The organism is Enterovirga sp. GCM10030262 (assembly GCF_042666435.1).
Classification (GTDB): Bacteria; Pseudomonadota; Alphaproteobacteria; order Sphingomonadales; family Sphingomonadaceae; genus Allosphingosinicella.
On the sequence record NZ_JBHTDC010000001.1, the window covers coordinates 214,273 to 234,491 of the forward strand.

16 protein-coding genes, 1 pseudogene and 1 riboswitch are annotated in these 20,219 nt (G+C 66.7%); of the genes and pseudogenes, 8 read left to right on the top strand and 9 right to left on the bottom strand.

What is annotated here, in order from left to right; genetic code table 11:
• Nucleotides 1-20 precede the first annotated feature (20 nt).
• Nucleotides 21-1,838, top strand: a complete 1,818-nt coding sequence (locus ACFQRC_RS01030) for a tetratricopeptide repeat-containing protein (protein ID WP_379956832.1) — start codon at nucleotides 21-23, stop codon at nucleotides 1,836-1,838.
• A 56-nt stretch (nucleotides 1,839-1,894) separates the two neighbouring features.
• On the opposite strand, the gene ACFQRC_RS01035 is transcribed toward ACFQRC_RS01030, so the two are convergent.
• Nucleotides 1,895-3,871, bottom strand: a complete 1,977-nt coding sequence (locus ACFQRC_RS01035; protein WP_379956834.1) for a tetratricopeptide repeat protein — start codon at nucleotides 3,869-3,871, stop codon at nucleotides 1,895-1,897.
• Nucleotides 3,872-3,966: 95 nt separating this feature from the next.
• Here ACFQRC_RS01035 and ACFQRC_RS01040 point away from each other — a divergent pair, with 95 nt between their 5' ends.
• The 3 genes from ACFQRC_RS01040 (at nucleotide 3,967) to ACFQRC_RS01050 (ending at nucleotide 8,261) form a co-directional block, all read left to right on the top strand.
• Complete coding sequence (locus tag ACFQRC_RS01040) at nucleotides 3,967-5,736, top strand: calcium-binding protein (protein WP_379956836.1); 1,770 nt, start codon at nucleotides 3,967-3,969, stop codon at nucleotides 5,734-5,736.
• Nucleotides 5,737-5,835: 99 nt separating this feature from the next.
• Nucleotides 5,836-7,026 carry an acyl-CoA dehydrogenase gene (locus ACFQRC_RS01045; protein ID WP_379956838.1) on the top strand — a complete coding sequence of 397 codons (1,191 nt, stop codon included), beginning with the start codon at nucleotides 5,836-5,838 and terminating at the stop codon, nucleotides 7,024-7,026.
• A gap of 95 nt (nucleotides 7,027-7,121) precedes the next feature.
• The gene (locus ACFQRC_RS01050) at nucleotides 7,122-8,261 is read left to right on the top strand and encodes a CaiB/BaiF CoA transferase family protein (RefSeq protein ID WP_379956840.1); all 1,140 of its coding nucleotides are present in this window, start codon (nucleotides 7,122-7,124) and stop codon (nucleotides 8,259-8,261) included.
• On the opposite strand, the gene ACFQRC_RS01055 is transcribed toward ACFQRC_RS01050, so the two are convergent.
• From ACFQRC_RS01055 to rpmE, 5 genes and pseudogenes are all read right to left on the bottom strand, one after another.
• Nucleotides 8,234-9,610 (bottom strand): alginate export family protein, encoded by a 1,377-nt coding sequence (locus tag ACFQRC_RS01055; protein ID WP_379956842.1) that lies wholly within the window; start codon nucleotides 9,608-9,610, stop codon nucleotides 8,234-8,236. The two genes, ACFQRC_RS01050 and ACFQRC_RS01055, sit on opposite strands and share 28 nt — an antisense overlap.
• Nucleotides 9,610-10,370, bottom strand: a pseudogene (locus ACFQRC_RS01060) (sulfite exporter TauE/SafE family protein). The gene ACFQRC_RS01055 and the pseudogene ACFQRC_RS01060 overlap by 1 nt, the downstream one beginning before the upstream one ends.
• 58 nt (nucleotides 10,371-10,428) lie before the next feature.
• The gene (locus tag ACFQRC_RS01065; RefSeq protein ID WP_379956844.1) at nucleotides 10,429-10,602 is read right to left on the bottom strand and encodes a YezD family protein; all 174 of its coding nucleotides are present in this window, start codon (nucleotides 10,600-10,602) and stop codon (nucleotides 10,429-10,431) included.
• A gap of 137 nt (nucleotides 10,603-10,739) precedes the next feature.
• On the bottom strand, nucleotides 10,740-11,318 hold the full coding sequence (locus ACFQRC_RS01070; protein WP_379956846.1) for a GNAT family N-acetyltransferase: 579 nt from the start codon (nucleotides 11,316-11,318) through the stop codon (nucleotides 10,740-10,742).
• Nucleotides 11,319-11,365: 47 nt separating this feature from the next.
• A complete protein-coding gene (rpmE, locus tag ACFQRC_RS01075; protein WP_379956848.1) occupies nucleotides 11,366-11,596 on the bottom strand; it encodes a 50S ribosomal protein L31 in 231 nt (76 codons plus the stop codon).
• Between the two features lie 137 nt (nucleotides 11,597-11,733).
• A riboswitch (cobalamin riboswitch) is annotated at nucleotides 11,734-11,903 on the top strand.
• A 106-nt stretch (nucleotides 11,904-12,009) separates the two neighbouring features.
• Between rpmE and ACFQRC_RS01080 the strand changes: the two genes are divergently transcribed.
• Genes ACFQRC_RS01080 through ACFQRC_RS01095 form a run of 4 tightly spaced genes read left to right on the top strand, consistent with a single transcriptional unit; the run spans nucleotide 12,010 to nucleotide 16,301 of the window.
• Complete coding sequence (locus tag ACFQRC_RS01080; RefSeq protein WP_379960371.1) at nucleotides 12,010-13,872, top strand: TonB-dependent receptor plug domain-containing protein; 1,863 nt, start codon at nucleotides 12,010-12,012, stop codon at nucleotides 13,870-13,872.
• Nucleotides 13,841-14,629 (top strand): ABC transporter substrate-binding protein, encoded by a 789-nt coding sequence (locus tag ACFQRC_RS01085; protein WP_379956850.1) that lies wholly within the window; start codon nucleotides 13,841-13,843, stop codon nucleotides 14,627-14,629. The genes ACFQRC_RS01080 and ACFQRC_RS01085 overlap by 32 nt, the downstream gene beginning before the upstream one ends.
• Nucleotides 14,626-15,594: a FecCD family ABC transporter permease gene (locus ACFQRC_RS01090; RefSeq protein WP_379956852.1), complete on the top strand. Its 969-nt coding sequence runs from the start codon at nucleotides 14,626-14,628 to the stop codon at nucleotides 15,592-15,594. Before ACFQRC_RS01085 ends, ACFQRC_RS01090 begins: the two co-directional genes overlap by 4 nt.
• Nucleotides 15,591-16,301, top strand: coding sequence for an ABC transporter ATP-binding protein (locus ACFQRC_RS01095; protein WP_379956854.1), 711 nt, complete (start codon nucleotides 15,591-15,593; stop codon nucleotides 16,299-16,301). Before ACFQRC_RS01090 ends, ACFQRC_RS01095 begins: the two co-directional genes overlap by 4 nt.
• On the opposite strand, the gene fabZ is transcribed toward ACFQRC_RS01095, so the two are convergent.
• Genes fabZ through bamA form a run of 3 tightly spaced genes read right to left on the bottom strand, consistent with a single transcriptional unit; the run spans nucleotide 16,298 to nucleotide 20,159 of the window.
• Complete coding sequence (gene fabZ / locus ACFQRC_RS01100; protein WP_379956856.1) at nucleotides 16,298-16,786, bottom strand: 3-hydroxyacyl-ACP dehydratase FabZ; 489 nt, start codon at nucleotides 16,784-16,786, stop codon at nucleotides 16,298-16,300. The two genes, ACFQRC_RS01095 and fabZ, sit on opposite strands and share 4 nt — an antisense overlap.
• On the bottom strand, nucleotides 16,786-17,382 hold the full coding sequence (locus ACFQRC_RS01105; protein WP_379956858.1) for an OmpH family outer membrane protein: 597 nt from the start codon (nucleotides 17,380-17,382) through the stop codon (nucleotides 16,786-16,788). The genes fabZ and ACFQRC_RS01105 overlap by 1 nt, the downstream gene beginning before the upstream one ends.
• A complete protein-coding gene (bamA, locus tag ACFQRC_RS01110) occupies nucleotides 17,382-20,159 on the bottom strand; it encodes an outer membrane protein assembly factor BamA (protein WP_379956860.1) in 2,778 nt (925 codons plus the stop codon). Before bamA ends, ACFQRC_RS01105 begins: the two co-directional genes overlap by 1 nt.
• Between the last annotated feature and the right edge of the window lie 60 nt (nucleotides 20,160-20,219).

Consider the following 20,219-nt stretch of genomic DNA (forward strand, 5'->3'; position numbering starts at 1 on the left):
GCCCATTGGGGGAGATGGCGGTGCCCGCACTGGCTTCGGGGACGGACGTGGTCGCGGCGGCCGAGGCGGCGCGGCGCAAGGCCGATCCGTTGACCGTCTACGACCTCGCCGCGAGCGCGCTGGCGGCTGGGCGGGACGAGCCGCGGCTCAAATATCTGCAGGTGCTGGCGCTGGCGCAACTCGGCGATACCGGGCGGGCCGAGCGGCTTTACCGCCAGCACGGCCTCGACAAGCTCGACGACGAGGATGCGCTGGCGCTGAAGGGACGGCTCGCCAAGGAACGGGCGCTGGCCGCCTCGGGCGAGGAGCGGCTCGCGCACTTCCGGGCGGCGAGCGAGGCTTATCTGGCCGCCTTCGCGTTGCGCTCGGGCTATTTTCCCGGAATCAACGCCGCGACGACGGCCTGGGCGGCGGGTAACCACGACACAGCGCGCGAACTGGCTTTGGCGGTATTGGACAATCCCGACGTCATCCGCCCGGCAAGCTTCTACGCGGCGGCAAGCCGGGCCGAGGCGCTGCTTCTGCTGGGACGGACGGCGGAAGCCGGCGACGCAGTCGGGGCGGCGCTGGCGCAGGGCGACGCCGGCGCGGGAGACCGGGCCTCGGCCTATCGCCAGTTCGCCTGGCTGCACGAGAGCGAGGGTGTCGGCGACGAAGGGATGGCGGCATTGCTGGCGCGGCTGCGGCCGCCGCCCGTGCTCACCTTTTGCGGCCACATGTTCCGCGCCGACGAAGCGGCGGAGAACGCCCTCGCCACCCGGATCGCCGCGGAGATCGACCGCCTCGGCGCGACCATCGCTTATGGCGCGCTCGCCTGCGGCGCCGACATATTGATCGCCGAGGAGATATTGCGGCGCGGCGGCGAGCTCAATGTCGTGCTCCCCTTCGCGCTCGACGATTTCGTGCGGGCGTCGGTGCTTCCCGGCGGCCGCGAGTGGATGGAGCGTTTCGAGACATGCCTTGCCGGGGCCGCGTCGACATTGCTGGCGACGCGGACGGCCTATGTCGGCCATGACGAGCAATTCAGCTATGGCAGCATGTTGTCGATGGGCCTCGCCCGCCTCCGCGCCGGCCAGCTTTCCACCTACGCCGTGCAGCTTGCCATATGGGATGGCGAGGAAGCGGGCGGCGGCGCCGGCACGGCGGTCGACGTCGCCGCCTGGAGCGCGCAGGGTGGCGCGGCGCGGACCATCCCCCTGCCCGACGTCGACCGCGATCTTCGCCGGGCGCGGCCGGAGGCGGCCTATTCCGGGCCGGCGCGGGCGATGCGGTCGATCATCTTCACCGATTTCGCCGGTTTTTCCCGGCTGTCGGAGAGCGCGCTGCCCGAATTCTGGCGCGAGGTGATGGGACGGATAGGCCGGGTGCTGGACCGGCAAGGCGCCGCGGTGTGCGGGCGCAACACCTGGGGCGACGCCCTGTTCGCGGTGATCGACGATATCGCGACGGCCGCCGAGATCGCCCTCGACATCCGCGATTCGATGCGCGAGGCCGTGTTCACCGACCGCGATCTCCAGGCGGGCGAAGGGATGCGGATCGGCATCCATTTCGGCCCGATCTACCAGGATGTGGACCCGGTCACTTCGGCGCCGACCTTCTACGGGTCCGAGGTCACCCTCACCGCGCGCGTCGAGCCCAAGGTGCCGACCGGCAAGATCTACGTGACCCAGCCTTTCGCCGCGATGCTGGCTTCCGCCGCGCCCGACCGTTTCGCATCGCGCTATGTCGGCCGTATCGAGCTCGCCAAGAATTACGGCCAGCTGCCGATGTATCAGTTGGAGCGCGCGTCGAAGGCGTCCGGCTGCTCGAGCGAGTCGACCAAGGTTGAATTGCTCTAGGTCCTCAAAACCGCGTTTTCCGAGCCGTTGGCTGTCCCAGCCAACTCGAAAACGCTCTAGCCGAGCAACGCCAGGCGGCGTTCCAGTTCGTCGCGGAAATGGGTGCCGACGGGCCAGCGGGCGCGCAGGATCGGCGCGCTTTCGTTCAGCAGGGGGATGGCGGCGGCGCGGCGACCGCGGCGAAGCTCGCAACCGCCGATGACGCTCTCGGTCCAGGCGATCTCCCAACTGCCCGGGGGATAGGTCTCGGCCAGCCGCCGCCGCGCCTCGTCGAGCAGCGGCATGCCCTCCTCCGGGCGGCCGGTCAGGCAGCGGATTTCGCCAAGATCGGTGAGGACGAACGGCAAGGTCCAATGGTCGTGCCGCCGCGCCGCCGCCAGCGCCTTGCCCAGCAACGTCTCGGCCTCGGCCAGGCGCCCCGTCCCCCGCCGCGCCATGGCCAGGTTGGCGAAGATGAAGGCGAGATCGTCATGCGTCGCCTCGCGCTCCTTGAGGTTGATGGCGAGCGCCCGGTCGAGCAGCCGGCCGGCCTCGGCGTAGCCGCGCTGCTGGAGCAGCACCCAGGCGAGATTGTTGAGCGTGCCAGCCAGGTCCGGATGCTCCGCCCCCAGCACCGTCTCGTCGAAGGCGAGATTGCGCCGGAAATAGCGCTCCGCCCCGGCAAGATCGCCGCGCGCCTGGGCGATGTTGCCGAGCATGTTGAGATTGTCGTTGACGCTGGGGCTCTGAGCCCCTTCCTCCCGCAGGCGCAGCGACAGGGCCTTGGCGACGTAGAGCCGGGCCGGCTCCAGTTCGCCACGGTCGAAGGCGTTGGCGCCGATCACCTCCAGGTCGCGAGCCACCTCGGACGGGCGCGGCGGCGCGCGGCGAAGATCGAGATAGAGAGCTTCGCGCGCCGCTTTGACCGCCGCGTAATTGTCGCCGACCGCCCTTTTCGCCTCCGCGAGGCTCACAAGCATTCTCGGCAGCAGGTCGGCGACCAGCGAATCGGCATTGCGGGCGAGCGGAATGGCCCGTTCATAGGCTTCGATGGCGCGCGCGTAATGGCCAAGCCGCGCCTGCGATTCGCCCCAGGCGAGGAGCTGCCGCGCCCGTACCGACGGCTGGTCGTGCGGCAGCCCGAACGTCCGGCGGATCAGCCTGTCGCCCTGGCGGTAGAGGCCGAGGCTGCCATAGACTTCGCCCAGAGTGACCCCGAGTTCGGCCTTAACCGCCGGTTCGTTGTCGAGCTCCTCCTCGATCTGGCGGGCGCCCCGGTCCAGCACTTCGCGCGCGGTGATCGTCGCGCCCCGAGCCTCCGAGGGATCGGAGACCTCGAACATCGACTTGACGAAATCGACGGTGCGCTCGGCGGTGATCGTGCGCTGGCGGGCGATGTCGCGCTGCTCGACCGCTTCGGCGCGGGAGATGAGGGCGAAGACTGCAAGTCCGCCGGTGACGACGAAGCCGAGGCTGGAGGCGGCGGCGAGGATCGCGAGCCGCTGCTGGCGCCGCACCGCCTCGCGCTGGCGCAATTCGTCATAAGGCACGCCGAGGATGCCGGCGATGATCTTGAGCTTCGCGCCGGCCTTGCCGTCCTCATTCTTGCGCAGGTCGGCCGCCAGCGGCTCGGCGCCGCCCCCCTCGAACAAAGCCGGGGGCAGGCATTCGCGGTCGGGGTCGTCGGCATGGGGCTCGCCGTCGGCGATCAGGCAACGGATGCGGTCGCGCCGGCCGAGAGCGGTAAAGGCGCGGATTTCCTCATTGACCCATTTCGAGCGGGCGGCGTGGGGCGAGCAAAGCACGATCAGCATCGCCGAGGCATCGAGCCCGTCGCGCACCGACTGGGCGAGGTCGGACGAGGCGGCGAGCTCGTCGCGGTCGCGGAAGACCGGCGGAATGCGGGCGCCTATGATTCCGAACGGCGCCTCGCGTCCCTGGAGGCGCTTCGGCACGCGATAACGCTCGAGCGCGCGGTGCAGCCAAATGGCCCAGCGCCGATCGCGATGATTGTAGCTGATGAAGGCGCTGTAGCCTATGTCACGCTCCCCCACGCTGTGATATGCCTTCCGCTCCGGTAAGATTATCACATCACTGCCGAACTTGCATACGCCCCGGGCTTCGGCCCGGCCCGTCACGGGAGTCGAGAATGACCAGGTCTCGCAGGATATTGACCCGCAGCGGCGATCAGTTCGAATCTTCGGGCGAAGAGTGGGCGACCGACCGGATCGGGAATTTCACGGCGGCGGACTTCGTCCTGGTCGATCTGACGGCCGATGCGGATGCCGATCAATATGCCTTCGCAATGGATTTTGGCGGGCCGAACCCGGTCACGAAGATCGTTATCTGGAAGAACGGGTTCATTTCGCTCGGCAACGTCACCCAGGCCCAGATCGACTGGGTTTCCACGCATACCAGCCAGGACAGCATCTTCGGCTTTCCGGGGCGGGTAATCGCGGCTGGCGTCCAGGATCTGGATTCGGTCAAATACACGTTCGGCCGGATCGACTTCGACGAACCCTTCACCGACGGAATCCCCATCCTGAGAATCACCTGGACGGACGCGAATTTCAACAATCTCCAGATCCAGCTGACGGCCGACGACTTCGCGATTGTCGACGCGCGGGTCAGCGATCCGGCCGCCGACCCGGGCCAGGTCGGTTTCAGGATCGGAGGATACACATTCGACGGCAACAGCGAGGCGGTCGCGGATTATTTCTTCAGCGATGATCGGGGCGGGGCCTTCGTCGGCGACGAAACCGCCAACATATTCTTCGGGACGCTGCGCGACGATTTGTTGGAGGGCCTTGGCGGCAACGACGATCTCAACGGGCGCCGCGGAGCCGATCGGATGTTCGGCGGCGCCGGCGACGATCGCTATGTTGTCGGTGAAGTCGGCGATAGCGTGTTCGAGGAGGTGGACGGCGGCGTCGACCGCGTGAGCAGCACGATCAGCTTCACGCTTCCCGACCAGGTCGAAACGCTTACCCTGAACGGTAACGGCGCGATCGACGGGACCGGGAACGGCCTCGCCAACATCATCACCGGCAACGACGCCGCCAACCGCATCAACGGGCGCGGCGGCGCCGACACGATGAAGGGACGCGGGGGCGACGATATTTATGTCGTAAACCACAGCCAGGACCGGGCGCTGGAATCCCTGGATGGCGGCGCCGACAAGGTGGTCGCCTCCGTAAGCTTCACCCTCGGCGGCCATGTCGAGATTCTCCAGCTCATTGGAACAGACGCCATCAACGGCAACGGCAACGCCCTTGCCAACCTCCTCGTCGGCAATGGCGCGTCGAACCGCCTCGACGGGCGCGGCGGCGCGGACAGGATGCGGGGCGGCGGCGGCAACGACATTTACTTCGTCGACAGCGGTCTCGATCGCGTGATCGAAGAATTGGGCAACGGAACGGACAGGGTCAGCAGCTCGGTCACCTTCAAGCTTGGCGACCATGTCGAACGGCTTTTCCTCACCGGCGCGGACGAAATCAACGCCACCGGGAACGACCTCGCCAACGTCCTCAGAGGCAACAATGCGGCCAACCGCATTGCCGGCGGCGCGGGAAACGACGACCTGACCGGTAAGAGCGGGGCGGACAGGTTCGTGTTCGACACGGCCCTCCACAGGACTCAAAATGTCGACGACATTCTCGATTTCGCGCCGGGCGCGGACAGGATATTCCTCGATCGCGATATCTTCGACGCGATCACTGTCAACGGGATGCTGAGGCCTTCCGCCTTTCGCGAAGGCATCGCGGCGCAGGATTCCAACGACCGCATCCTGCACGATAGCGCCACCGGAAGGATATTCTACGATGCTGACGGCACGGGCGCGGCGGCGGCGGTGCTGTTCGCTCGGGTCGATCCGGGCCTCGTTCTCGCCAATAGCGACTTCGCCGTGTTCGGCGGATGAGGCGGCTTGATCCGCGGCGAGTGCGAAAGTAGTCGCCTAGACGACGAGCCGGAGGGCGACCCGCCTTTTGCCGGCATCATAGCGGGAAACGAAACGAACATGGCCGAAGCGACCATCGCCCCCTTCGACTGGGCGGACCCATTCGCGATCGATGCGCAATTGTCGGACGAGGAGCGGCTCGTGCGCGACACCGCGCGCGGCTACGCCCAGGAAAAGCTCCAGCCGCGCGTGACCCAGGCCTATCTCGAAGAGGATTTCGACCGCGCGATCATGAACGAGATGGGCGCGCTCGGCCTGCTCGGCGCCACCATTCCCCCGGAATATGGCGGCGCGGGGCTCAATTATGTGAGCTACGGCCTGGTCGCGCGCGAGGTGGAGCGGGTGGATTCGGGCTATCGCTCGGCCATGTCGGTCCAGTCCTCGCTCGTCATGCACCCGATCCACGCCTACGGCACCGAGGCGCAGAGGAAGAAATATCTGCCCAAGCTCGCGACCGGCGAATGGGTCGGCTGCTTCGGCCTGACGGAGCCCGACGCGGGCTCTGACCCGGGCGGTATGCGGACCCGGGCGAAGAAGGTCGACGGCGGCTATTCGCTCTCGGGCGCCAAGATGTGGATCACCAATTCGCCGATCGCCGACGTGTTCGTCGTCTGGGCGAAATCGGACGCGCATGACGGCAAGATCAAGGGCTTCGTGCTGGAAAAAGGCATGAAGGGCCTTTCCGCGCCCAAGGTGAAGGAGAAGCTGTCCCTGCGCGCCTCGATCACCGGCGAGATCGTGATGGACGAGGTCGAGGTTCCGGAGGAGAATCTGTTGCCGAACGTCGAGGGCCTCAAGGGCCCGTTCGGCTGCCTCAACCGCGCCCGCTACGGCATCGCCTGGGGATCGATGGGCGCGGCCGAGGCCTGTTATCACGCGGCGCGGTCCTATACGCTGGAGCGCAAGCAGTTCGGGCGGCCGCTGGCTGCGACGCAGCTCGTCCAGATGAAGCTCGCCAACATGATCACCGAGATCACCTTGGGTCTCCAGGCCGCGCTTCGCGTCGGCCGTCGCATGGATGAGGGCGAGCTCATTCCGGAGACGATCAGCCTCATCAAGCGCAACAATTGCGGCAAGGCGCTCGATATCGCCCGGATCGCCCGTGACATGCATGGCGGTAACGGCATCTCGGCCGAGTTCCAGGTGATGCGCCACGCGGCGAATTTGGAGACGGTCAACACCTATGAGGGTACGCACGACGTCCACGGCCTGATCCTCGGTCGCGCGATTACGGGGATCCCGGCCTTTTGAGCGCTCATCGTCATTCCCGCGAAAGCGGGAATCCCACTTCTTCCTATTCTGAATCGAAGGAAGCGGGACCCCCGCTTTCGCGGGGGTGACGGAAATTGGATAAGCCCCTCGCCGGCATCAAGGTCCTCGAACTTGCCCGCATCCTCGCCGGGCCGTGGGCGGGGCAATTGCTCGCCGATCTCGGCGCCGAGGTGATCAAGGTTGAGCGGCCGGGCGACGGCGACGATACGCGCGGGTGGGGGCCGCCCTTCGTCGAGGGCGAAGGCAGCGCGGCCTATTTCCACGGCTGCAACCGGGGCAAGAATTCGGTCGCCATCGACTTGGAGAGCGCCGAAGGGCAAGCGCAGGTCCGCGCCCTCGCCGCTGACGCCGACATATTGATCGAGAATTTCAAGGTCGGCGGGCTTGCCAAATATGGCCTCGACCATGCGAGTCTCTCCGCGATCAATCCCCGCCTCATCTACTGCTCGATCACCGGCTTCGGGCAGGACGGTCCCTATGCCTCGCGCGCCGGCTACGATTTCATGATCCAGGGCATGGGCGGGATCATGGACCTGACCGGCGATCCCGAGGGCGAGCCGCAGAAGATCGGCGTCGCCTTCGCCGACATCTTTACCGGCGTCTATGCATCGACCGCGATCCTCGCGGCACTGCGCGGACGCGACGTGACGGGCCAGGGCTGCCACATCGACATGGCCCTGCTCGACGTTCAGGTGGCGGTGCTCGCCAACCAGGCGATGAACTATCTCGTCTCGGGCGATACCCCAACCCGTCTCGGCAACGCCCATCCCAATATCGCACCCTACCAGACCTTCGCGGTGGCGGACGGGCATGTGATCGTCGCCGTCGGCAATGGCGGGCAGTTCCGGAAGCTGTGCGGCATCCTCGGCCTGGCCGCCCTCCCCGACGACCCGCGCTTTACGACCAATGCGGATCGGGTAGGCAATCGGGAAGCGCTGGCCGCCGCCCTCGCCCCTGCCCTCCTCCAGCGGCACCGCGACGAATTGCTCGCCGCGCTGGCGTCGGCGGGGGTGCCGGCGGGGCCGATCAACGATGTCGCCCAGGTCTTCGCCGACCCCCAGGTGATCGCGAGAGGCATGCGGCTCGATCTGGACGGCGTGCCCGGAATCGCCTCGCCCATCGTCATCGACGGCAAGCGCCAAGTGGCCGAGCGGGCCAGCCCCGCGCTGGACAAGTCCGACACGCCTCAGAACGACGCGGTCAAATCGACATAGAAATAACGCGTGTTCCCGCTTGGATTGGCGTTCGGGGCGTTCTCCAGAAAGCCGCCCTTGACCAGCCACGCGCCGCCAACGTCCAGCTTCAGCAGCTTCGGCACCACCCAGTAACGCGCGCGGGCTTCGATCTGATGGCCGCCGAAGCCGCCCGAAGCGCCCTGCGGATCGCGGACGCCGGTGCTCGCGAAGCTGTCGGACCGCTCATCGAGCCACGCGGCGCGGTAGAATAGGAAGCCGTCCCAGCGTTCGTCGGGCTTGACCTCAAGGCGCACGCCAGGGGAGCTGATGTTGGATCGCCCGAGCGGGCCGTAGATGCTGGTCGGGCCGTAATCGGGACGCCGAACGCCATAAAGGCTGTCGAAACGTCCGAAATCTCCGCCCGCCCCGTCGCCGCTCGCCACATCATATTCGAACGCCAAACGGGGGCGCCATGCGCCCGGAAAGGTATAGCCGATCTCGGCATGGAGGAAGTGCGCCGAGACGTCCTGCTTCGCCGCGTCCGATGCTATGCCCGAGCGGATGTCGCCGAACTGCAACGCCGCCTCGAATTCGAGATCGAGCCGGCTGGCTTTGGGGTCCTTGAACAGGCGCAGGCCTGGGGTGAATAGCTTGCGGTCGCGCGTCGGAAAATTGTGTCGATCGTCCTCATCGAGCGCGAAAAGGTAGAAATCGCCGCTCACGCCGCCGATCAGGTCCGGACGGGTGTAGAAGCCTCCCCAAAAGGTGAGAGCATTGCTCTCGTCATCCCATTGTACCTCGTTGTCGAGGATCGATTCCTTGTCCGATGGCAGGCGGTTGTGAGGAAGCGTGTAGAACAGAGTGAGACTGTCGCCGCCGGCGCCGGCATATGCAAAGCGAGCGCCGGTGAACGCGTTGGTGGTGTTACGGAAATTGTTGCGGCCGATGAGGCGGCGGGAACCGAGATCCATCGTCAAGCGGCCGAGCGTCAGCGACGACCGGGAATCCTTGCCCAGCGCGTCGTCGAGATCGAAACCGATATAGGCCTGGACCGGCTCCAGCGTGTTCACCTCTCCGGTGCCGACGGGACCGCCCGGATCGGTGTCGTACGCACGCGAATCGATCAGCTCGCCGCCGATGCGGACCGGGCCGGCATCATATTCGGCAAACAGGCTCGCGCGAATGAGGACGATGTCGTCGCGCGCGTTCAGGCCGGGGCGGAACTGGCCTTCGACCTTTTCGTAGCGGGCGCGAAGGCTTCCGGAGATGGTCCAGTTTTCGGGCGAGCCCAGGGCTTGATGGAGGGTCCATGGCTGGCGCGGCTCGGCCGCGACGGGCGACGGCAGGAGTGCGGTCGCGAGGCCGGCGGAGAGGAGGGCGCACCGCATCAGGCGAGCGCCCGATAGAGGCCATAAAGGCTGGTCATCACGAGCACGATGCCCACCAGGATGAGCAGCGGCTTGGGCGCCAGCTTCTTAGCCGCGTAGCCGCCGAGCGGGGCCGCGATGACGCCCCCGATCAGCAATCCCACCGTGGCGATGGTGAAGGCGGCCAGACCCAGGGTCGCGATGAACGTCGCCGATATGGTGACGGTGAGGAAGAATTCCGCGGTGTTGACGGTGCCGATCACCTTGCGCGGGCTCGCGCCTTGGATCAGCAGGTTGCTGGTGACCACCGGCCCCAGCCGCCGCCGCCCGCCGCGTCCAGGAAGCCGCCCACCAGGCCGAGCGGCTCGATAACCCTTGGCTGCTTTTCCCGAGGCGGAAACTTAAGGCCCCGCCACAAGAGGTAAACGCCGATCAGCGAAAGATAGGTGAGCACTATCGGCCGCGCCGCATCGGCGTGTATCTGGGTCAACACATAGGCTCCGAGCGCGCCGCCGATGACGCCTGGCACCGCGAGCCGCGCGAACAGCTTCCAATCGACGTTCCGGTGCAACACATGGCTGATACCGGACACGCTGGTAGTGAAGCATTCCACCGCGTGGACACCGGCCGAAGTCGCCGCCGGCGGCACGCCGATGCTCACCAGCAAGGTCGAGGAAATGACTCCGAAGGCCATGCCTAGCGCGCCGTCCACCAACTGGGCGGCGAAGCCGACGGCGATGAATGGCAACAGGTCGAGGAGTGTGAGGTCGCTGAAATCCATGGTGTTTCCTTGGGATTACAAGCGCCTCCGGTTGTCCGGTCGGCCAGGTTAAGCGGCGTTATTGCCCAAACCGCCGCTTTTCGGTGATTTCCAATTGGGTCAGGCGGCCATCGTGGATGGTGAGGGAGATCGCGCCGAAGCGAAGCGCCCTCGCCTTCTCGCGGATGATGTTCAGTATGTCCTCCGATATGGCTTCGTTGCTTGGTCGCTTGCTGAGCTGGGTCTCGTTCATGCCATTGCCTCGTGCCGCGGGCCCCGATGCGGATTCGCATCGCCCGGGCAATCAATACTCTACCGATTTGATAGACAATAGGGTGGAGCCGAAACGTTCTTGAGAAACGGCGAGCCGATTTGGGATAGACTCGGGGCTTAGCCCTGAAGGGGTCGGCGGGATAGGCTGATCGGCGCGCCCTTGTAGCTGGCGTCGGTGACATGCTCGAACGCGAACTTGGCTGCCAGCTTCAGTGACGGGGCGTTGTCGGGATTGATGATGCAGGCATATTCGCGGGCGTCGAGCGTCGCCTCGCCCCAGGCGATTGCGGCGGCGACGGCTTCGCTGGCATAGCCCTTTCCGTGGCACCACGGATCGAGCACCCAGCCCATTTCGGGGATGCCTTCGATCGAGGGGGTGAAGTCGCGATGGAAATCGGCGAAGCCGACGTCGCCGACGAAACGCCCGGTCGCTTTGTCGTACACCGCCCAATAGCCGTAGCCGAGCATCGACCACAGGCCGCGAGCGCGCAGGATGCGCGACCAGACTTCTTCGCGGGTGAAGGGCTTGCCGCCGATGTGGCGGACAACCGCAGGGTTGCTCCACATAGCGGTGGAGGCTTCAAGGTCGTCCGCCGAGGGCGCGCGCAGGATGAGGCGCTCGGTCTCGATGACCGGAATGGCGCCCCCACCATCCGTCACCCCGGCGAAGGCCGGGGTCTCCGGACCAGAGGTCACGGCTGTCTCCGCGAGATCCCGGCTTTCGCCGGGATGACTCCCACGGGTCACTTCTTTCCGAGGGTCAGCCCACCGAAACGCTTGTTGAAGCGCGCAACCTGGCCGCCGGCGTCGAGCATCTTGCCGGTACCGCCCGTCCAGGCCGGGTGGGCCGACGGATCGATGTCGAGCTGCAGCGTGTCGCCTTCCTTGCCCCAGGTCGAGCGCGTCTCATAGACGGTGCCGTCGGTCATCTGGACCTTGATCATGTGATAATCGGGATGGGTGTCGGTCTTCATGTCTATTTCCTGGGGTTTGGCTGGTTCCGACCAGCCTCGTGGAAGCGTGCCGCGTGGCTGGTTCCGACCAGCCTCGTGGAAGCGTGCCGCGCCCTTAGCGGCTGCGGCATAAGTTGACAAGCCACGGCCGCCGCGCCTAGCGGGCCGTCAGCGAAGGTGCCGCCCGTTGAACGGCGGTGAAAAGGGAAGCCGGTGTGAAACCGGCGCTGTGCCCGCAACTGTAAGCGGCGAGCCCCTCTCCGGCAATCGGAGAGACAAGGCATTGACCCGCGAAGCCAGGAGACCTGCCTTCGTTGTCGTCCGCGTCCGGCCGGGATCAGCCTGCGGCGCGCGGCATCGGGGGCGCTTCTCGCGTCCACGATACCTCCGAGACGACAGTTGAATGTCGTCCAAAGGAGGTCCTTTTGCATCCAATGTTGCTTCTCGCCGCCGCCGCGGTCCAGCAGGGCTCGGCCGATGCCGCAGCCGACACGATCGTCGTCACTGGCTCGCGCGAACCCGTTGCGATCGGGAACGCGGCCGTTTCGGCGACCGTGTTCGACGCCGCGCAGCTCGAATCGCTGTCCCTGCCGCTGACCGGCGACGTGCTGCGCCTGGTGCCCGGAGTCTCCGTATCCGCCACGGGCCCGCGCGGCACGCAGACCCAGGTTCGCATCCGGGGCGCCGAAGCCAATCACACCTTGCTGTTCGTCGACGGCATCCGCTTCAACGATCCCGCCGCCGGCAACGAGGCCCGGTTCGAGCTGCTGACCGGCGATTCGCTGGCGCGGCTGGAAGTGGTGCGGGGGCCGCAATCGGCCTTGTGGGGATCGGAAGCGCTGGGCGGCGTCGTCGCGCTGGAGACGGCCGATCCGATCGCCGCGTCGGGGCTGGACGCGCTTGTCGAATATGGGAGCCACGACAGCGGCCGTGCCTCGGCCCAATTCGCGACGCGCGCGGGGGATGTCGGCCTCAGCGGCTCGGCGGGTTGGCTGAAGAGCGACGGCATCGACAGCTTCGGCTCGGGCGGAGATCGCGACGGCTTCGAGAACCGTTCGGCTAGCCTCAAGGCGGTGTTCAGTCCCCTGCCCGACAACGAGATCGGGGTGGTGGGGCATTGGATCGAGGGGGAGAGCGCGTATGACGGCTTCGACCCCGTCACCTTCCGCCGCGCCGACACGTTCGATTCCACCGACAATCGGGTCCTGGCAATGCGCGGCTGGGCCCGGACGACGCGGGGCGGCTGGTCGCTGCTCGTCGACGGCAGCTATCTCGAGAGCGCGAACCGGAACCGGCTCGCCGATGCTCCGCTCAACAGCACGTTCGGCGAGCGCTTCACCTTGGGCGGACAGCTTTCCAAGACGGTGAGCAGGCACCGCTTCACCGGCGCGATCGAACATGAAGCCGAGGATTTCCGCGCCCGCGACCAGATTTATTTCGGCGGCACCGACCAGGACAGGTCGCGCGAGCTGACCGCCTTCATCGGCCAGTGGCGCGCGGAATGGACACAAGGCTTCATCACCGACGTCGCCGTCCGCCACGACCGGTTCAGCGCCTTCGCCGACGCCACCACTTTGCGCGCCACCCTGCTGGTCAAGCCCGCCGCGGCCTGGACGCTCCACGCCGGCTATGGCGAGGGCATCGCGCAGCCGACCTTCTACGATCTGTACGGTTTCTTCCCGGGCTCGTTCGTCGGCAATCCGGAGCTGCGGCCGGAAAGCTCGAAGGGTTTCGAAGCGGGCGTCCGCTGGGCGAGCGAGCGCGCGGCCCTGGGCGTTACCGGTTTCAGCAACCGGCTGGAGAACGAGATCGTCGACACGTTCGATCCGGCGACCTTCGTCTCCAGCACCGCCAATGTCGAAGGCAAAAGCCGCCGCCGGGGCGTGGAGGTGGACGCCCGCTTCCGGCTGGGATGGCTCAGCCTCGGCGCGAACTACACCTGGCTCGACGCGAGCGAGCGGCAGGTGCCGGGATCGACGGCGGTTCGCGAGGTCAGGCGGCCACGGCACAGCGCCAATGTCATCATCGACGGCTCGCTCGGGCGCTTCGACCTCGGCGCGGGCGTCTCTTATGTGGGCGCGCGGCGGGACATGGATTTCGACCTGTTCCCGGCGGAGACGGTGATATTGGGGGATTATGTGCTGGCGTCGCTGAAGCTCGGCTATCGGGTCACGCCGGCGATGGAGGCTTATGCGCGGGTGGAGAATGCGCTCGGCACCGATTATCAGGATGTGGTCGGCTACAACACTCCGGGACGGACGGTTTATGCGGGTGTTCGCCTGCGCCTTGGGCGTTAGCCTCGCGCTTGCCGGCGCGGCGGAGGCGTCCCCGGCGCGGGTCGCCTCCCTCAACCTGTGCACCGACGAATTGCTGCTGATGCTGGCCGCGCCGGAGCAGATCGTCTCGGTGACCCATCTCGCTCAGCAGGAGGCCGAGACGCCCTTGTGGAAACAGGCCCGACGCTATCGCCGGAACGACGGCAGCCTGCTGTCCGTCGTGGGGCTGCGGCCCGACCTGGTGCTCACCATGGGCGGCGGAGCGCGCGACCGGGTGGCCATCGCGCGCAGGCTCGGCATCCGGACGCTCGACCTTCCCTTTCCGCGTAGCGTCGCCGACATCGAGGCCGGGATAAGGGCGGTGGCGACGGCGCTGAGACGTCCGAAGGCGGGCCGGCGCGCGATCGAGCGGATCGAGGCGCTGAAGCGGAACGCTCCCGAGAGCGGGCTGGACACGATCTGGCTCGGCGGCGGCGGCCGAAGCGTGGCCGCGAACGGGCTGGGGGCGCAATGGATGGCGCTGGCGGGGCTGCGCCAGCGGCCGCTGCGGGGCGACCGGGTTTCGCTTGAGTTATTGCTCGCCAAGCCACCGCGCGTCCTGTTGCGCAGCGACTATCGAAGCGGCCAATATTCGGGCGAGCAGCGCTGGCTGGCGCACCCCCTGGCGAAGGGCACGCGCAAATCCCGGACGATCGCCACCGATGGGCGGCGCTGGACGTGCATGGGCCCGCTGATGATCGACGAGATCGTGCGGCTCCGCGGAGAGGCAAGCGGGTGAGCGGGCGGTCTTCCTTGCTGCTGACGGCGCTGCTGCTGGCGCTATTCCTGCTTTCGCTGGCGGCGCCCTGGACAATGCTGGCCGATTTGCTTGAGCGGGACCGGGGCCTGGGCCTGGCGGTGCTGGTCGAGCTTCGGTTGCCCCGCGCGCTGCTGGCGCTGACCTATGGCGCGATGCTGGGCGCCTCGGGCGCGGCGATCCAGGCGCTGTTCGCCAACCCGCTCGCCTCTCCGGACCTTACCGGCACGACCAGCGGCGCGGCGCTCGGCGCGGTCGTCACCGCCTATATCTTCGGATTCGCCACGCCGCTGGCGCTTTCCGCTGGTTCCGTCGCCGGCGCCCTTGGAGCTCTGTTGCTGCTGCTCGCGCTGGCGGGGCGCAAGGCGGAGACGGCCACCCTGCTTCTCTCCGGGCTGGCGATCAGCGCGCTGGCCGGGGCATTGACGACGCTGGCGCTGGCGCTCGCGCCCTCCCCTTTCGCCTTTTACGATGCTTATGACTGGCTGATGGGGTCGCTCGTCGACCGCAGCCGGAGCCAGGCCGCCTTTGCCGGTATTCCGGCCTTGTTGTGCATCCTGTTGCTGCTGCGCCTGGCCGGGCCGCTCGACAGCCTGACGCTCGGCGAGGAGGTCGCGCTGTCGCTGGGCCACGATGTCGGCCGGATGCGGCTGTGGATCGTCTGCCTGACGGCGCTCGGCGTCGGCGCCTGCGTCGCCATCTGCGGGGCGATCGGCTTCGTTGGCCTGGTCGCGCCGATCTTCGCGCGCCGGCTGACGCGGGGACATCCGGGGCGGGCTATCCTGCCCGCCGCCCTGATCGGCGCGGTCCTCCTGCTCGCCGCCGACCTGGCGGTGAGGACGGCACCTCTCGGGCGGACCCTGCCGATCGGAGTCGTCACCGCCCTCCTCGGCGCGCCCTTCTTCCTGTGGCTGGTGGCGCATATGCGATGGAGGCTGATCCGATGACGCCGCTCGTCGCCGGCACCGGCCTCTTCATACCAGGCCGGCTGAAGGAAACCTCGCTCAGCCTGGCGGCCGGGACTTTGACCTGTCTGATCGGCCCCAATGGCAGCGGCAAGACCAGTCTGCTTCACGCGCTCGCCGGCATCGGGGGGCGGAGCGGCGGACTGCGTGTCGGAGATGTCGATCCGAGAACGCTCGGGCCGGGACAGAGATCGCTCTTCTGCGCCTATCTTCCGGCCTCCCGGGATATAAGCTGGCCGCTGACCGCCGCCGACGTCGTCGCGCTGGGGCTCACCGGTGGGAGCGAGCCGCATCGGGTCGCGGAGATGCTGGCGGCGCTCGATCTCACCGCCATGGCCGATCGCCGCATCGACCGGATGTCGACGGGCGAGCGCAGCCGGGTGCTGATCGCCCGGGCGCTGGCATCCCGGCCGAAGCTGCTGCTGCTCGACGAGCCGGTCGCGAACCTCGATCCGCTGTGGCAGCTAAGGCTGATGGACTATCTGCGGAACCTCGCCCGAACCGAGGGTAGCGCGCTGCTCGTCGCGATGCACGATCTGGAGCTGGCGCGTATTTATGCGGATCGGCTCATCATCATGCAGGACGGCGCCATCGCCGCGGACGGCGAGTCCGCCGAATTGCTCGACGGCCCGCATATTCCGGCGATCTTCGGAATCGAGAAAAAAGACGGCGCCTGGCGCCCCGTCTAGGCCGCCGGCGGGTCGGCGATCATCGCGGTGAAGTTCGCCTCAGCCGCGACCTTGCCATCGACCAGCGCCTTGCCGGCGAACTTGCAGACGGTCGAGCGCTTCTGCACGAACTCGACCTCGAGCCGAAGCAGGCAGCCCGGCTCGACCGGCACGCGGAACTTGGCGCCGTCGATGGCCATAAAATAAACGAGCTTGCCCGAACCGGCGAGACCCAGCGATTCGACCGCGAGGATGCCGGCGGCCTGCGCCAGCGCCTCGACGATCAGCACGCCGGGCATGATCGGCCGGCCCGGGAAATGCCCGTTGAAGAAATCCTCGTTGATCGTCACGGCCTTGATCGCCGCGATCGACCGATCGGGGATTATCTCCTCGACCCGGTCGACGAGGAGCATCGGATAGCGATGCGGCAGCGCCGCCATGACCCGCTTGACGTCGAGCGGACCCCGCTTCGACTCGGTGAGGGCGGCGCTACTGTCTTCGGACATTAGCGGCCCTGGGGCTGCGGCTGCTGGGGCTGGGCCTGCTGCGGCAACGGCGTCACGCTGACGCTCGGCAGCTGCTGGTTGAGCAGGGCCAGCACATCGGCGGTCACGTCGAGGCTCGGCGAGACGGCGAGCGTCGCGCCCTTGCCGATCGCGATCGAGGCGCCGCGCGACTGCATCACCTGGTTGATGATCGGCGTGAGGCGCTGGCCGATCTGCTGGTTCACGTGAGCCTCGATCGAGCGCAGATTCTGCTCGGTGCCGCTCAGTTCCCGGTTCGCGGCGGTTTCCCTGGTCTGATAGGCCTGGATCCGCGCTTCCAAAGCGGCGTCGGGATTGCCCTTGGCCGCGGTCAGCGCGGTCTGGATGCCCTGCGCTTCGGTCTGGAGCGGCTGGCGGAGCGCCGTCGCCCTCTGCTGAAGCTGCTGGAGCTGCTGCTGGATCTGTGTGCCGGCCGTCCGGCAGGCGTTGCACTCGGCCGAGACGCGCGCGATGTCGACGACCGCGACGATGGCGGGCGAAAGACGCTGGGCGGATGCCGCGGTGGGGATGGCGGCGGTGAGCACGGCCAGCGCCGCGCCGAAAGCGAATTTGTTCATCAAAATGCCGTTCCTACGTTGAATGTGAAGAGCTTCGTATCGTCACCCTCGGCGGTAATAAGCGCCTTGGCTATATCGATCCTGAACGGGCCGAAAGGTGAGTTCCAGTTCACGCCGAAGCCGACCGACACACGCGGCTTCATCGTGTCGCCGAGGAACACCTCCTTGAACGGCGCGCTGATCGCGAACCGGACGAGGTCGCTTCCGCCGGGACATTCCGCGCCCACCGGGATTGGCGTGATCACCGGCGAGGTGCCGCCGGTCGTGCACTGGCGAAGGCCATCCTCGTTGAGCACGTCGCGGAACAGCCGCGGATCGCCCGGCGGATAATCGTTGACGATCGGATCCTTGACCCCGAACAATGCGCCGACATCGACGAACACGGAAGGCCGAAGACCCAATTCGCGGCCGGAGGAGCCCAGCGGAATCTCTAGTTCGGCGCGTCCCAGATAATAAGCACGGCCGCCCAGAGCGTCGTCGGTGATCCGGTTCTTGTCGGTCGTCAGCTTCACGTTGATCACGTTGCCGTCGTCATCGAGCTCGAACTCGTAGGGAATGCGCTGGATGCGCGGTCCGACGCCACGAATGTCGAAGCCGCGAATCTGCGGCTCGCCAAGGAAGAATCGGTCGGTGAGGCGAACCGGATCGATGCCCTCTCCCCGGCTGTTCTCGAAGCTGTGGATGTAACCGCCTTCGAGGCTGGTCGAGAAGATGAAGCCGCTATCGCCGATCGGCCAGTATTTGGAGCCGTTGATGCGGGTGCGGAGATATTTGGTGCTGCCGCCGAGGCCGGCGAAATCCTGGCTGAGGACGACGCGGTTGCCGCGCGTCGGGCGGACACGGTTGTCGAGCGTGTCGTAGACCAGCGAATAGCCCGCCGACGAGGTTACCCGATCACCGATCGCATCGCACAGATAACGGCCGGCAAGGAGCGGTTCGCAGAATGGCGGGAGAGGGCCGGTGGGTCCGTCCGGATCGGTGAAATAGGTGCCGCGATCCAGGGAAATCTCATCGTAGCTGAGGCCGTAGCGCAGCGCCAGCGACAGGAATTCCGTCAACGGCACGCCGAGGCGGATCTGGCCGCCGGTGGTCACCTGTTCGTAGGTGGTGTTGCGCTCGCCGTTCCCGAGGAAGTTGAAGCTGCTATAGTCGCGGCGGTAGATGTCGCCGCCGATGGCGATGTTGCGGTCGAACAGATAGGGTTCGGTAAAGCCTAGCTCGACCGACTTGGAATAGCTCGAATAATTGACGGCGGCGCGCAGCTCCTGGCCCTTGCCCATGAAGTTGCGCTGCCGGATCGAGAGGTTGACCAGAAACCGTTCGAGGCTCGAGAAACCCGCCGAGACCTGAAGCTCGCCGGTCGACCTCTCCTCGACGTCGACGGCAAGCACGACCCGGTCGGGCGCCGATCCGGGCTGCTGCTCGATTTCGAGATTGTCCTGGAAAAACCCCAGCGACTGGATGCGGTCGCGCGAACGCTTGACGCGCAGGCTGTTGAAGGGGTCGCCCTCGGCCAGCCGGAACTCGCGGCGGACCACCTTGTCGCGGGTGACGGTGTTGCCGTTGATGTCGATCCGCTCGACATAGACACGCGGAGCATCGCCGATCTGGAAGGTGATATCCATCGTCAGATCGTCTTTGTTCCGCTCGAAATTCGGGCGGACATCGGCGAAGGCATAGCCGAACAGGCCGGCGGTCTCGGTCAGCGAGGTGACCGTGTCCTCGATCAGCTTGGCATTGTACCAGTCGCCGGCCTTCATCGGCAGCGTCTTCTGGAGCTCGATCGCGTTGAAATCGCGCAGTTCGCTTTCGACCGCCACGTCGCCGAATTTGTAGCGTTCGCCCTCTTCCACCACATAGGTGATGATGAAGTCCTGCTTGTCCGGCGTGAGCTCGGCGACCGCGGAGATGACACGGAAATCGGCATAGCCTTCGGTCAGGTAATATTGCCTCAATTTCTGCTGGTCGAAGGCGAGGCGATCGGGATCGTAGGTGTCGTTCGAGCTCAGGAAGCTCAGCAGGCCGCTCGTCTTGGTCGCCATTTCACCGCGCAGGTCGCCGTCCGAGAAGCGCTCGTTGCCGATGATGTTGATCTGGCGGACCTTCGATTTCGGCCCTTCCTGTATTTCGAAAACGAGATCGACGCGGTTCTGGTCGAGTTCGACGATCTTGGGCTCGACCGACGCGGCGAAGCGACCCTGACGGCGGTAGAGCTCGATGATGCGGGCGACGTCGGCTCGGACCTTGGAGCGGGTGAATATCTGGCGCGGCGCGAGGCGGATCTCGGGCGCTATCTTGTCTTCCTTCAACCGCTTGTTGCCTTCGAGGAGGATGCGGTTGATGACGGGATTCTCGCGCACCTCGACGGTCAGCGCGCCCGCGTCGTCGCGGATCTGGACGTCGGCGAACAATTCGGTGGCGTAGAGCGCGCGCAAGGCCTCGTCGAGACGCTCGCGCGTATAGGGCTCGCCGATGCGCAGCGCCATGTAGGAGAGGACGGTTTCGGGCTCGAGGCGCTGGTTGCCGGTGACCGCGATCGAACGGATGGTGCCGAGCGGCACGGGCGCCGAAAGCGGCCCGGTCTCGGCCGTGGCCGGCGCCGCGGTCGGGACCGTCGCGGCGGGGGCTGTCGCGGGTGCCTCGGCCGGCGGCGCGGTCTCGGGCGCGGCGGCCGCGTCCTGCGCATGAGCCGGCATTACCATTCCGCCGAGGACGGTGCCGACCAGGAGCGCGGAGCATAGCCGCCTGATATTGGAGTTTGCCTTGATCGCTGTCACGCGTCCCCGCCCTTTATACTTCATGGCCGGTTATCGCTCCGGCCCCTATCCCTGTCGAAC

Coding starts and splice junctions, on each gene's coding strand:
- ACFQRC_RS01055 (WP_379956842.1), bottom strand. CDS start 9,610: ATGCGGTGCGCCCTCCTCTCCGCCGGCCTCGCGACCGCACTCCTGCCG.
- fabZ (WP_379956856.1), bottom strand. CDS start 16,786: ATGTCCGAAGACAGTAGCGCCGCCCTCACCGAGTCGAAGCGGGGTCCG.
- ACFQRC_RS01095 (WP_379956854.1), top strand. CDS start 15,591: ATGACGCCGCTCGTCGCCGGCACCGGCCTCTTCATACCAGGCCGGCTG.
- ACFQRC_RS01040 (WP_379956836.1), top strand. CDS start 3,967: ATGACCAGGTCTCGCAGGATATTGACCCGCAGCGGCGATCAGTTCGAA.
- ACFQRC_RS01080 (WP_379960371.1), top strand. CDS start 12,010: ATGTTGCTTCTCGCCGCCGCCGCGGTCCAGCAGGGCTCGGCCGATGCC.
- ACFQRC_RS01045 (WP_379956838.1), top strand. CDS start 5,836: ATGGCCGAAGCGACCATCGCCCCCTTCGACTGGGCGGACCCATTCGCG.
- ACFQRC_RS01085 (WP_379956850.1), top strand. CDS start 13,841: ATGCGGGTGTTCGCCTGCGCCTTGGGCGTTAGCCTCGCGCTTGCCGGC.
- rpmE (WP_379956848.1), bottom strand. CDS start 11,596: ATGAAGACCGACACCCATCCCGATTATCACATGATCAAGGTCCAGATG.
- ACFQRC_RS01065 (WP_379956844.1), bottom strand. CDS start 10,602: ATGAACGAGACCCAGCTCAGCAAGCGACCAAGCAACGAAGCCATATCG.
- ACFQRC_RS01105 (WP_379956858.1), bottom strand. CDS start 17,382: ATGAACAAATTCGCTTTCGGCGCGGCGCTGGCCGTGCTCACCGCCGCC.